Annotated in this window: 13 protein-coding genes; all 13 read left to right on the top strand. The window is 60.3% G+C overall.

Annotated elements, in window-relative coordinates:
* The first annotated feature begins 11 nt into the window (after positions 1 to 11).
* The 13 genes from LDB29_RS15100 to tnpB (LDB29_RS15040) all read left to right on the top strand — a co-directional run bounded on the left by LDB29_RS15100 (position 12) and on the right by tnpB (LDB29_RS15040) (position 12,949).
* Positions 12 to 1,259 (top strand): glycosyltransferase family 1 protein, encoded by a 1,248-nt coding sequence (locus LDB29_RS15100; protein ID WP_257554612.1) that lies wholly within the window; start codon positions 12 to 14, stop codon positions 1,257 to 1,259.
* On the top strand, positions 1,256 to 2,623 hold the full coding sequence (locus LDB29_RS15095; RefSeq protein WP_257554611.1) for a glycosyltransferase family 1 protein: 1,368 nt from the start codon (positions 1,256 to 1,258) through the stop codon (positions 2,621 to 2,623). Before LDB29_RS15100 ends, LDB29_RS15095 begins: the two co-directional genes overlap by 4 nt.
* A complete protein-coding gene (locus tag LDB29_RS15090) occupies positions 2,620 to 3,762 on the top strand; it encodes a polysaccharide biosynthesis/export family protein (protein WP_257554610.1) in 1,143 nt (380 codons plus the stop codon). The genes LDB29_RS15095 and LDB29_RS15090 overlap by 4 nt, the downstream gene beginning before the upstream one ends.
* Before the next feature lie 89 nt (positions 3,763 to 3,851).
* On the top strand, positions 3,852 to 5,504 hold the full coding sequence (locus LDB29_RS15085) for a DUF1698 domain-containing protein (protein ID WP_257554609.1): 1,653 nt from the start codon (positions 3,852 to 3,854) through the stop codon (positions 5,502 to 5,504).
* 620 nt (positions 5,505 to 6,124) lie between these two features.
* Positions 6,125 to 6,502 (top strand): transposase, encoded by a 378-nt coding sequence (locus LDB29_RS15080; RefSeq protein WP_257554608.1) that lies wholly within the window; start codon positions 6,125 to 6,127, stop codon positions 6,500 to 6,502.
* Between the two features lie 55 nt (positions 6,503 to 6,557).
* Entirely contained in the window at positions 6,558 to 8,054 is a 1,497-nt protein-coding gene (istA, locus tag LDB29_RS15075; protein WP_082430708.1) for an IS21 family transposase, read from the top strand.
* The gene (gene istB / locus LDB29_RS15070) at positions 8,051 to 8,818 is read left to right on the top strand and encodes an IS21-like element helper ATPase IstB (RefSeq protein ID WP_054944222.1); all 768 of its coding nucleotides are present in this window, start codon (positions 8,051 to 8,053) and stop codon (positions 8,816 to 8,818) included. Before istA ends, istB begins: the two co-directional genes overlap by 4 nt.
* A 258-nt stretch (positions 8,819 to 9,076) precedes the next feature.
* Entirely contained in the window at positions 9,077 to 9,433 is a 357-nt protein-coding gene (gene tnpB / locus LDB29_RS15065) for an IS66 family insertion sequence element accessory protein TnpB (protein ID WP_257554607.1), read from the top strand.
* A 92-nt stretch (positions 9,434 to 9,525) separates the two neighbouring features.
* On the top strand, positions 9,526 to 11,034 hold the full coding sequence (locus tag LDB29_RS15060) for an IS66 family transposase (RefSeq protein ID WP_257554606.1): 1,509 nt from the start codon (positions 9,526 to 9,528) through the stop codon (positions 11,032 to 11,034).
* Complete coding sequence (locus tag LDB29_RS15055) at positions 11,031 to 11,642, top strand: UPF0149 family protein (RefSeq protein ID WP_257554605.1); 612 nt, start codon at positions 11,031 to 11,033, stop codon at positions 11,640 to 11,642. Before LDB29_RS15060 ends, LDB29_RS15055 begins: the two co-directional genes overlap by 4 nt.
* A gap of 84 nt (positions 11,643 to 11,726) precedes the next feature.
* Entirely contained in the window at positions 11,727 to 12,161 is a 435-nt protein-coding gene (locus LDB29_RS15050) for a hypothetical protein (RefSeq protein ID WP_257554604.1), read from the top strand.
* An 81-nt stretch (positions 12,162 to 12,242) separates the two neighbouring features.
* Positions 12,243 to 12,611 carry a transposase gene (locus tag LDB29_RS15045; protein ID WP_019054852.1) on the top strand — a complete coding sequence of 123 codons (369 nt, stop codon included), beginning with the start codon at positions 12,243 to 12,245 and terminating at the stop codon, positions 12,609 to 12,611.
* Entirely contained in the window at positions 12,608 to 12,949 is a 342-nt protein-coding gene (gene tnpB / locus LDB29_RS15040; protein ID WP_019054851.1) for an IS66 family insertion sequence element accessory protein TnpB, read from the top strand. Before LDB29_RS15045 ends, tnpB (LDB29_RS15040) begins: the two co-directional genes overlap by 4 nt.
* Positions 12,950 to 12,991: the final 42 nt, after the last annotated feature.

Raw genomic sequence — 12,991 nt, 5'->3', positions numbered from 1 at the left:
GGAGAGGTGAATTGACACAAGATCTCAGCAATATCGAACGACTCTCTCGTCTATATGACCCGACCTATGTTCATCGCGTCGAGACACTCAACGGGGGCGCGCCGGTCCAGGTCTGTATCGAGGGCAGAATGCTCAAGGATGGCCAGGGAACAGGTGTCAGCAATTATGCGCGGACTCTTAGCCAGTGCTTGAGCGAAGCGGGCGCAGAACCCTTGATTCTGGGTGATGGCGACAGCGATCGGCCACGCTCGCGCGCACTTCGCTGGCTCGCGGCAACACGGCGAGCGCCACGACTTGCACAAGCGCCCGTCAACGCACCCAATATACCCGCGGTCCCAGACCTCTTTCGGGAAGCGCAGGTCTTCTTCAATCTGCATGGTCGCACGCTGCCGGTGGCCTTCAAGGAGCCCCCGGTCGTGATGCACTGGACCTATCCGGTGCCACTTCACGTCATGGGGGCGCGAAACCTTTACACAATCCACGATCTTATCCCGCTCACCCACCCTGATTTGACGCCTATCCCACAGGACCGACACGCACGTATCCTTAAGGCGATCCTTGAGCAGGCGGATCTGCTTGTCACGGTGACGGAAGCGATGCGGGCGGAGATAATCGACCATCTCGGTGTCTCTTCGGATCGTGTCGTCAGTACCTGGCAAGCGGTCGATACCCCGCTCCAAGCCGATCCACCTTTGCCCCCAGGTATCCGAAGTGGGCGCTATTTTCTTTTTTGTGGAAGGGTCGAGAGCCGGAAGAATTTGATAGCCCTTGCCGAGGCTCATGCGCTTAGCAACGGAACATTGCCTCTGGTCGTGGTCGGGCCTCGCGTTCCCGGCGAGGAGGCGCTTGAGGAGATGCTAGGGACGTATCCCAGGGTTCGCCGGCTCGATTATCTGCCACGCCCTGATTTGCTTGGTCTGATCCGCCGGGCCAGAGCATTGCTATTCCCCACACTCGCAGAAGGGTTCGGCCTCCCGATCGCAGAAGCGATGACACTGGGTTGTCCGGTTTTGACCAGCGCACGCGGTGCAACGGCCGAAGTCGCTGGCGGTGCCGCCCTGCTCGTAGAACCCGACCGAGTGCCTGCAATTGCAACGGCTGTCGCCAGGCTCGAGCAGGATGATGCACTATGCGCGCGCCTCCGGACGGAAGGCTTTGCGCGAGCACGCAACTTCACGCCGGAGCGCTATGCCCGAAGATTGCGTGCCCTTTATGCGCGAGCGCTCACACAAAGCGACGAAAGCACATTGGTGCAATGACCGTTCCGCCAAACCTTCGCGTCGGAATAGACGGCTTCAATCTGGCGCTTCCGCATGGCACTGGCGTCGCGACATATGCGCGGACGCTTGCCGAAGCGATGCGCGGGCTCGGACGGCGTATCGATCTGGTTTATGGCTTGACCGTCAATCCCAATAGCACGCCGAACCAGCGGGAAACCCTTTTCTACGCCGCACTCGCCGAAGGTCATTCGGGGGGCGAGGCACCCGAACGAGTCACGCCCTGGGGGCGCTTGCGTCGCAACTTTCTGAACCCGGCGCCACGTGATCTTATCGAGATACCGCTTTCTGGTCGCGTGGTGCGGCGCGGTGTCGCCACACGAGTGCCGGATTGTGACCGGTTGTTCACGTTCAGCCGCTTGTTCTATGTCGGTCGCCGCTATCTGCAGCGTTATGGACGGCTGATGCCGGTTCGTATGGCTGAGCCGCCGGCGATCATGCATTGGACTTATCCAGTTCCCGTTCGGCTCCTCGGCGCCCGTAACGTCTACACGATCCATGATCTCGTACCGCTGCGACTTCCGTATCTGAGCCTTGAGGACAAGAGCTACCACGAACGTCTTCTGCGAGCTTGTATTTCCTCCGGCGATCACGTTCTCACTGTGTCGGAAAGCTCTCGGTCGGATATATTGACCTATCTGGAAGTGCCGGCCGAAAAGGTCACGACAATCCACCAAGCCGTAACAGGTCTTCCGGGCCTTGCCGCTGTAGAGGAAGCCGATAGGCGGCGATTGCGCGCGCTGTTTGATCTCGAACCGCAGGGCTATTTTCTTTTCTATGGAGCTACTGAGCCGAAGAAAAATGTTGGACGGCTTATCGAAGGCTATTTTGGTGCCTCGATCGACACGCCATTGGTGATTGCCGGGCCGACGGCATGGCTAGCGGAAGGTGAGCTGCGCCTGCTTGGGCGCGGAAACGGCACAACCCTTACACGCTCTGAGCGTGTACGCCGGGTCGACTATCTAACTCGAGAGCATCTTGGCATCCTGTTGAGAGGCGCTCGAGGTCTCGTATTTCCGTCGATCTATGAGGGCTTCGGCCTTCCGCCTGTCGAGGCGATGCAAGCGGGCGTCCCCGTGATCGCCGGCGACGCCGGAGCACTTCCTGAAATTCTTGGTGACGCCGGGCTGCTCGTCGATCCCTATGATCCAACCGCCATTGGCGAGGCCATGACCCGCATCGACGTCGATCCCGATTTGCGCGCAGAGCTCATATCGAAGGGCCGGCGTCGAGCCGCAGCCTTCGCTCTCGAACCATATCAGAAGGCCCTCGCGCGGTTCCATGCCGAACTGATGCAGATGCCCACAAAGAATCGTTCTTCAGTCTCAACGGGAGCCAGTCAGTGAATTTACCCGTCAAGCGTATGACAGGCCAACTGGCGATCATTCTCCTTCCTGTGTTGCTGGCAGGCTGCGCTTCGCTTTCCTCAAGCGGACCAACGGCCCACGAGATTACGAGGGCACAGCGCGACCTTGGACAATTCGAAATTGTCGAACTCGATGAGGCCGTCGTCACCGAGTTGGAAGCGTCGCCGTCGAGCGGGAGAGGGCGATTGGCGGTCCTAGCTCAATCCGGCGACGTCGACAGGATCGGTCCCGGTGATATCCTTCAGATATCGATTTTTGAGGTCGGCGCCGCATTGTTCGGTGCCCGGAGTGCCACGCTCGACCCTGCGGCCCCGGCAACCGGTTCAGGGGAAACCCTGCCACCCGTAATCGTCGGTCGCGACGGGATGATCACGCTTCCATGGGTCGGTCGAATCCAGGCGATGGGATCGACCCCGGACGAACTCGGTATGGTTCTTACCGGGCGCTATCGCGCAAACTCGGAAAACCCCCAGGTGATGGTCGCCATCAGAGAGAATGTGAACAACACGGTTGTGGTCCAAGGCGATGTGAAGAAGCCCGGACGTCTTCCTCTCACACTTGCCCGCGAACGCGTTCTGGACGCGATCGCGATCGCCGGAGGTCTTGCCAATCCCACAGCGGACTCCCTGGTTAACGTCAGCCGTGGCGACCGTAGCGCGGAAGGGCCGCTGAGCGCGATTGAACCTGGGTCGGCCGACGACCTCGAACTTCTTCCGCAGGACCGGTTGTCCATCACATTTCGTCCTCGCACCTACACGCTGCTAGGCGCGGCAGGAAAGCCGGCCGAAGTGCCGTTCCAGAATCTTCGTGTCTCGCTTGCCGAGGCCTTAGGCCGTGGTGCGGGCCCCAATGACAATCAGGCCGACCCGCGCGCCGTGTTCGTGTTTCGCTATGAACCCGCCAATCTCGACGGCTCTCCCGCCGAAGGAGCCGTGCCAGTCGCCTACCGGGTAAACATGCGCGATCCCATGGCCTATTTTCTGGCCCAGCGCTTCGAGATGCGCCCGCGCGATGTCGTCTATGTCGGCAATGCTGCAGCCAACATCCCCACAAAGGCAATGCAGATTCTCAACTTGTTTTTCTCGCCTTTCTATACCGCAAAGGTCGTGACCCAATGAGCCAGGAGCATGGAACGGCCGAAGCTGTCCAAACGCCGCTTCAGAACCAGCGGCGGCCGACACTCCTTGACGTCGCAAGGGGTTATAGAATGTTCCTTGGGCGCGAACTCGAAGGCACGGCTATTGCGGGTTTCCATATCTCCAATTCGCCCGACCTTTGGGACCTGATCGAAACGATCTGGCAATGCCAGGAAGCCCAGAACCGCCGCTTGGCGGATGCGATGCAAACGGCCCGACGTTATCAAGAGGCCGATATCGTCAACCTTGACGTCTCTCCCGAACAACTCGACCGACTTTACCAGATCACGTTTGAAGCGTGGCGTTTACGCGGGCTTGGATCTTACAGGGACGAGTTCCGGCGCAACACGGCCAGATTTTCGGACAGAAGCGGACGGTGGAACCGCGCTCACATCTTGGAGGCGGGGCGGTCTGAATTGCAGCAGCTGGCTACGGCTCTCTTCCGCTTTGGCTGGGAAACCGCGCCAGGTTCCGTCATCATGACAATGGGCCCGGAAAGCTTTCGGTTGTTGTACGGGGCGTCGGATATCGGGGCGAGATTGATCGGCTTCGAAATGCTCGCGAACGACCTGGCAGGTGCAGGTCAAACTCAGCTTGCCGAGGGCCTTTCCTCACCCAGTTTCCACCCGGTTGCGGACTTTCGCGATCATACGGACACGGCCGATCTGTTCTACTCGGTCGGTGGGCTCCAATATGCACCGCCGCCGATCGCGATCGATATCCTGCGGAACGGTATCAATCGCCTCAAGTCTGGGGGCATGGCGGTCTTTCAGGTTCCGAGTTTCCTGCATGAGTACAGCTTCAGCGCGGCCGAGTATCTTGCAGGGAAGGGCCAAGCTCTCAGCGGCGAACTGCACGCCGTACCGCAACATGCAGTTCTGAACCTGCTGGACGACGAGGGAATGCGGCTGCTCGAGGTGATACCAGATGCCAGCATTGGCATTCATGGTCTCTCCTACCTCTACTACGCGCGGAAGATCATTGGTCATGACGTGCAGCAATCCACGGGATCGGTGCCCGTGAAACTTCCAATCAAGAAGGACAACGACGTGGAACAGACTTTGACGGACAATGGACTCGAACAAATGGTTCAGTCGCGGCCCTGGTTTCATCGCATCGATCTGGGAAACGGCGTGAGCACACCGGGATCCGATGATACGCCCCACAAGCTATCTGCGATCGCCCTGCCAAGTGACCTGTCGGGGAAAACCGTGCTCGATGTTGGCGCGTGGGACGGCTTCTTTTCCTTCGAATGCGAGAGACGTCGCGCCAGTCGCGTTGTTGCCAGCGATTCCTATTGCTGGGATGGAGACGGAATCCAGGATGGCGGCGGTTTCCGCATGGCTCATGCGGCGCTTAATTCGCAAGTCGAGCGTCTGAATGTCAGCGTGGAGCAACTGGATCCAGCCATCCATGGCACGTTCGATTATGTGTTGTTTCTTGGGGTACTATATCATGCGCGTGATCCCCTCGGTTATCTTGCAAAAATGCGGTCATTGTGCCGCGAGGTGACCGTCATCGAAACCTGGGTCGACGGGCTTGAGATCGAACGTCCAGCGATGATCTTCTACCCCGGCGCCACCCTCAACAACGATGCGTCCAACTACTTCGGGCCGAACGAAGCAGCGGTGATCGCTATGTGCAGGGAAGTGGGCTTTTCCGAAGTCGAGGTTGTCAACCGCCACTATTATCCCAATCGGATGGTTTTTCACGCACGCGTCTGAATCCCAACATCGCTTCGCGTTGATGCCGGCCGAAGGGCGTATTGACAATCATGCTCCGGAATCCAACCCCAGCAGCCTGCCGCCCCCGGATGCGGCGGGGCCAACGGAATTCCGGAGCAGGTTGCCTATTCATTACCCGGATTGCGCGGAACTCGCACCAAACCACTACGCAGCCTTGTTGCCGCCCGTGCCGGTGCGAGAGGCTGTTCCAATATAGGTCCGAAGCATTGCGTTTGATGAAGGGATCATAAATCCCAAGTGTCTGACCATGTTCGTCGCTGCCAGTGGAGGCGCAACGCCTCGGATACGAAAGAGGATATGTGACACATGATAGCTAGTCTGGGCACGCACTGCTTTACGGCTCACCTGTTCAAGTCGTTGCCGTTCCAGAGAGTGAAATCGCCGTTTGACTGGTTGTTCTCTTGCCCGGCAATGGTGACTCATGTCTTGAGCGATAATTTCAATCTTTTGATGGATCCGAGCCAGCAAGTGACGGTACCCATAGAGCGCCGGCCAAATCCGAACTTCGGTCTATCGTTAGCGATGCGAGCGCCCCACGTGGACGGCGCTGATTGCTGAGCCAATGACCCTGCCTTTGAAATGGTAGCGGAGATGGCAAGATGCTCGACAATGACATCGGCGGTTTGAACGGCGATCTAAACAGTGCGGCACAGTGTGCGAATGCGGATTGGGACGGTGTGCCGCACAGTACGAAGTCGGATTTAGCTGAAGCGACAATTCTCGCCCCGCAGAAGCGCAACCGACGGTGGGATCCACGCGAGAAGGCGCGGATCACGGCAGAGAGCTTTGAGCCGGGCGCCAACATCAGCGCGGTGGCGCGGCACCACGGTGTGAGCCCTGGACTGCTCCATTATTGGCGGCGAACGGTGCGCGACCGGGCAGCGATGGAGCCGATCTCGTTTGTGCCGCTGGATGAGAACGGCGGTGCAAAATTAGACCACGGTGGCGGCGGCGAAGTGCTGCTGCGGGCGGCGTAAAAGTCGTCCACTTTGCCTTCTTTGCGCGAGCAGGGAGGGCGTGGAGATATATACCGTGGATCTTTACCTGAAGGTGCGTCTTGCTTGCGCGGGCGGCATGAGCCAGCGTGAGGCGGCGAAGCATTTCAACGTATCGCGCGACACGGTCCGCAAGATGCTGTCGTATTCGGAGCCCCCCGGTTACCGCCGGACGGCGGCGGTGCGGCGGCCCAAGCTGGAAGCGTTCGTTCCGATCATCGATGCATGGCTTGATGGTGACCGTCAGGTTCCGCGCAAGCAGCGTCATACGGCGAAGCGGGTATTTGACCGCCTTCGCGAAGAGCACGGTTTCACCGGCGGCTACACGATCATCAAGGATTACATCCGACAGCGCGAGCAGCGCAGCCGGGAGATGTTCGTGCCGCTGGCGCATGCGCCCGGCCATGCCCAGGCAGATTTTGGTGAGGCCATGGTCGAGATCGGCGGTGTTGTGCAGAAGGCGCATTTCTTCGTGCTCGATCTACCGCACAGCGACGCCTGCTACGTGCGCGCCTATCCCGCTGCCGTTGCCGAGGCATGGATGGACGGCCACGTGCACGCCTTCGCGTTTTTCGGCGCGGTGCCGCTGTCGATCGTCTACGATAACGACCGCTGCCTGGTCTCGAAGATCCTGCCCGACGGCACGAGGCAGCGCGCCCGGCTGTTCAGCGGCTTCCTGTCGCATTACCTGATCCGCGATCGTTACGGCCGTCCCGGCAGGGGGAACGACAAAGGCAGTGTTGAAGGGCTGGTCGGTTATGCTCGCCGCAACTTCATGGTGCCGATCCCCCGGTTCGCGACGTGGGAGGCGTTCAACCTGTGGCTCGAGGAGCAATGCCGCAAGCGTCAGAACGACCGGCTGCGGGGCGAGAGCGAGACGATCGGCGAGAGGCTGAAGCGCGATCTGGCGGCGATGCAGGAACTGCCGGCTGCCCCGTTCGAGGCTTGTGACCAGACCAGCGGCCAGGTCTCGTCGCAGGCGCTGGTGCGTTACCGGACCAATGATTACTCGGTGCCGGTGCGCTTCGGCCATCAGGAGGTATGGATCCGGGGCTATGTCGGCGAGGTGGTGATCGGCTGCCGGGGCGAGGTCATTGCCCGTCATGTGCGCAGCTACGAGCGCGAGGACGTGATCTTCGATCCCATCCATTACCTTCCCCTGATCGAACAGAAGATCAATGCGCTCGATCAGGCAGCGCCCCTGCAAGGCTGGCACCTGCCCGAAGCGTTTGCAACGCTGCGCCGCCTCATGGAAGCTCGTATGGGCAAGCATGGTCGGCGCGAGTATGTGCAGGTGCTGCGTCTGCTGGAGAGCTTCACGCTTGCCGATCTGCATGCGGCCGTAAAGCAGGCTCTCGATATCGGGGCGATCGGCTTTGATGCCGTGAAGCATCTCCTGCTGTGCCGGGTGGAGCGCCGACCACCCCGATTGGACATGGCGATCTATCCCTATCTGCCCAGAGCCAGGGTGGAGACGACATCGGCGCGCTCCTACATGCAGTTGCTCTCGGGCGATGCGAAGGATGCGGCATGAGCAGTCCGTCCCCCGAGCTGTTACTGGCCAGCCACCTCAAGACGCTCAAGCTACCAACCTTCCTGCGCGAGCATGACAAGCTGGCCCGGCGATGCGCGGCCGAGGGCGCAGATCACGTCCGCTACCTTGCCCGGCTTGTCGAACTGGAGCTGATCGACCGGGAACGCCGGATGGTCGAGCGCCGGATCAAGGCTGCGAAGTTCCCGGCCGCCAAGAGCCTCGACAGCTTCGACTTTGCCGCGATCCCCAAGCTCAACAAGATGCAGGTGCTGGAACTGGCACGCTGCGACTGGATCAACCGCCGCGAGAACGTCATAGCCCTTGGTCCCTCGGGAACCGGCAAGACCCATGTGGCGATCGGCCTCGGCCTTGCCGCCTGCCAGAAGGGCCTGACGGTCGGCTTCACCACCGCGTCCGCGCTGGTCAGCGCGATGATGGAGGCACGCGACGAACGCCGCCTTCTGCGCCTCCACAAGCAAATGGCCGGATACAAGCTCCTCATCATCGATGAACTGGGGTTCGTGCCGCTCTCGAAAACCGGCGCGGAACTGCTGTTCGAGCTGATCTCGCAGCGTTACGAGCGCGGCTCGACGCTGATCACCAGCAACTTGCCGTTCGACGAGTGGACCGAAACGTTCGGCTCCGAGCGCCTGACAGGCGCGCTCCTCGACCGGCTTACCCACCACGTCTCCATACTCGAGATGAACGGAGAGAGCTATCGTCTGGCCCAAAGCCAGGCGCGCAAGGCACGCTCCAACCCCTGACAGAAAAGACCATCCGTGTGTTGGCGACCCCCACTCGGGCTACGCCCTCGCGGCGCTCGCCAGCACACGGATCACCCGGCCTGATTTTGCGCCGCCCAATGGCCGACTTTTACTCCGCCGTTGACAGCTGGAAGTCGATGATGGCGTGCAGGCTCCAGAAGGAAGCCTCGAGATTGAGTTCGAAGGTGCCCATGTCGTGGTGCGCGGCGCGGTGGACGCGGGCGTGCTGAAAATTGTGTGCGAGGCGCTGCGGCAGGGATGATCGGCGGGCATAGCAATTTGAAGGTCGTGCTGGTGGCGGGACCGATCGACTTTAGGGCCGGTATCAACAAGCTCGCCTCGCTGGTGGCCAACGAGTTGGGCCGCGATCCCTATTCCAACAATGATGTCTTCGTGTTCCGGTCGAAGCGGATGGACCGTTTGAAGCTCCTGCATTTTGACGGATCGGGAACCATCATGGTGACGAAGTGGCTTGAGGCTGGAAAGTTTTTCTGGCCTCCCGTGACAGGCGGGGTGATCAAGTTAACCTCGGCGCAGATGACGCTGCTGCTGGGGGGAATGGACTGGCGTCGGCTCGAGCAAAACCCTGTAAAAAAGCCCGAGATAGCGGGCTGAAAGTGCCGGTTTTGTTGGGTTTTGGCATGATTGTGTGCTACCAAAATTGAGTGACCCGCCCCCCGGAAAATCAAGCTGCCGCACTGGATGCGATGACCCGCCGGGTGGCGGAACTGGAGGCCGAACTCGAGGCGACCTCCAGGCTGCTGAACACCTACAAGGCCATGTTGTTCGGCTCGCGATCCGAGAAAGCGCGTATCGTTCTGGAGGAGCAAGGCAGCCTCGATCTGGGTGACCTGAGTGCCGTTCGCGTGGCGCCCGCAGCCAATGACGATCCTATGCCCAAGGCGGCAAGGCCCCGTGCCAAGCGCAACATCGGCGCTCTGCCCAAACACTTGCCTCGGGTCGTTTTCGTCATCGAACCTGACAGCACCCAGTGCGCCTGCTGCGAAGGCCGCATGCACAAGATCGGCGAGGACGTGAGCGAGGCGCTCGACATCGTGCCGGCCATCCTGCGTGTGATTGCGACCGTCCGCCCCAAGTATGCCTGCCGGGCCTGCGAGAGCAGCATCGTCCAGGCGTCTGCGCCGCGCAGGATGATCGAAGGCGGAATGGCGACAACCTCGCTTATCGCCTGGATCGTGACACAGCGCTTCGCATGGTACCTTCCGGTTTATCGTCAGGCCCAGATGCTGGCGGGGCATGGCCTCCAGATTGATCGATCGACGCTGACGCGCTGGCTGAAGTGCGCGGCCTGGTGGCTCGAAGGGCTCTATGACCTGCAATTGCGGGCAATCCATAGTCACCCGCGCATCCATGTGGACGAAACCCGGATGCCCGTGATTGGAGGTGGCAACGGCAAAGTCCGCATCGACCAGTTCTGGGCCCATGGAACCGATGATCGCCCCTGGAATGGCCCGGCACCGCCGGCGGTGTGCTACGTCCATGCCCGGTCCCGAAGCCATCGCACGATATCCGAGCAGCTTGGTCGCTATCAGGGCGTGCTCCAGGTCGATGGCTATACAGCTTACAAGGGTTTTGAAGAACCGAACCGGTCGTCCGGAGCGATCCGGCTCGCGTTCTGTCTTGCTCACTTGCGTCGGCGCTTCGTGGACCTGCATAAAAGCACCCGGTCGCCGATTACCGCCCAGATCATCGCCCTACTGGGCCGCATCTATCGGATCGAGGCGGAAATCCGTGGCACCAGTGCCGAGCACCGACTGCTCACGCGTCAGGAGAAATCCAAGCCCGTCATGGAGGAGCTCAAGGCGCTGTTCGACGATACCTTGCCGCGGGTCTCAAGGACTTCAGAGCTGGCGGGACATATCCGGTATGCTCAGGGCCACTGGCGCGGCCTCAACCTGTTCCTCGATGACGGCCGCGTCGAGGTCGATAACAACATGATCGAGAGGCAAATGCGCCCGATTGGAATCGGACGCCGCAATAGCCTATTCGCGGGCAACGAAGGCGGAGCCCATACGTGGGCGGTGCTCGCTTCCCTGCTTCAGACAGCAAAGCTGAACGGGCTCGATCCCTACACCTGGCTGAACGATGTGCTGGCCCGGATGGTCTCGGGCGAAGTGCTCAACAATGATCTGGACCAGCTCCTGGCATGGAACTGGCGCCCCGCTGAACCGACCGCTATGCGACTGGCCGCATGAGCAGCACCAGTCGCTGCAAGCGCCCAAAGAAGCCCAGAAAAGCGCGCATACTCACGCATGAAAAGCTTGAGGAATGGCTGGCCACTCGCGAACATCCGATGCCGGGGGTATCGATGATCGACGGCTACCTCGCCGCACTCGTCGTATCGCCCCAGTTCATTCCTCCCGAAGACTGGCTGCGCCCCATAGTCGGAGACGGCATCGCCTGGGCGCCGGATGGGAGTATCGAGGAGGCTGTCCGCAACACGATCTTCCAGCGGTATAGCCAGATTGGCGCGACCCTGTCCGGTGGCCCGAAGCGTTATGCTCCCATCTACATGCGCACGGACGACGGCGAAGTTCTCCTGGAGGACTTCGCCAACGGCTTCTACCTTGGCATGCGGCTCAGCATTGACGACTGGAAGCCGCACATATCCAATCCGGAAATCGGCCACCCACTGACCGCCATCCTCGGCCATTGCACGACCATGATGCCCGAGGATCAACGCCAGAACGCACTACGCGGCCAGGCCGGTGAAATCTTGGCTCAGTCCTGGAAGGTCGTTCCAGAGCTGGTCGAGATGCTTCACGTCCGCATCGGCGGCGCCCGAAACATCGAAATCCGATAACCAGCAGCGTCAACGTGGGGTTCCCGCACCGCTAACGGTCTATCAGATCACCCATTTTATAGACGTATGGGTGTGCCAAGTGCGGTGTTCAATCACCATGACGTCGTCGGTGATGCCAGTGATAGAAAATATCTTCGGGACGTTGTCGAACAATTCCGTAGTATGCCGCGAAATGTCAAAAAGTTGTTCGTACTTGTTACTGTCTGGCCCGCCGATATATCGGTTTATCGATCTATACAGAAGGCACTGGAGCAATATGGGGATCACAGCCTGCTGATTCTGGATGTTCTCGGACCCGGGGAATCTAACCTTCAGAAGGTTGTAGACGAGGAAGCCTTTGAGCTGTTTCGATACGTGCCACATACCGATCTGATTGGCATCCATTTCGGTGATGATCGAGACTTTCAAATGCTTCGTGAGATTGTCATGACTCGCATTCCCGAAGGGACGCCACTTCACGATCCCTCAGTTGAGGATGATACACCCTATTTGCCGGTCACAGCGTCGCCAGCGCCGTAACCGTCCGGGGAGACCCGCCTTGCTTGGCAGGTGAGTGATCGGTCTTAAGCGTGCTCCTTTTTGTGCGCTTGGGAGCGGTCGATGGGGCAGATCACGGTGTTTTCGGGGCCGGTACGGCGCCGGCGTTGGAGTGATGATGAGCGGCTGCAAATTCTGACCGAGGCGTTTTCGCCGGGGGCCTGCGTCGCCGAAGTTTGCCGACGGCACGATATCTCGACGGCGTTGATCTACACTTGGCGGCGCAAGGTCCGCGAAGCGCAAGCCGATACGACCTCGGACATGTTGCCGGCGCCGAGCTTCGCTGAGGCTGTGGTCGTCGAGGACGAAGGATCGGTCCGCCCAGGTCTGCAACCCGCGATGATTGTCGAGTTGGCGCGTGGCAAGCGGGTGAGCATCTTCGCATCGGCCTCGCCTGCGCAGGTGGCTTCAGCACTGAAGGCGCTGCGATGATCCCTTCGGGCGCGCGGGTGTGGATAGCGATGGGCCACACCGATATGCGTCGCGGGATGCAGAGCCTGGCGGCGATGGTGCAGCACAATTTCTCGCGCGACCCGTTTGCCGGCGATCTCTGGGTCTTCCGGGGGCGCAGCGGCACGCTGGTGAAGATCATTTGGCACGACGGGATCGGCATGTCGCTTTACGCCAAGCGGCTCGAGAAGGGCCGCTTCATCTGGCCCTCGGCGAAGGACGGTGTGGTGTCGCTGACGAGTTCGCAGCTTGCCTGCCTGCTCGACGGGATCGACTGGCGCAACCCGCAGTATTCCTGGCGGCCACAGAGTGCCGGATAGCTGGTAAAGTCGGCGTATTTTCGGCTTGATCGGAGGGGCTGA

This window comes from Sphingobium sp. CFD-2 (genome assembly GCF_024611135.1).
GTDB classification, from domain to species: Bacteria; Pseudomonadota; Alphaproteobacteria; order Sphingomonadales; family Sphingomonadaceae; genus Sphingobium; species Sphingobium fuliginis.
This window is presented reverse-complemented; position numbering and strand designations above follow the sequence as displayed.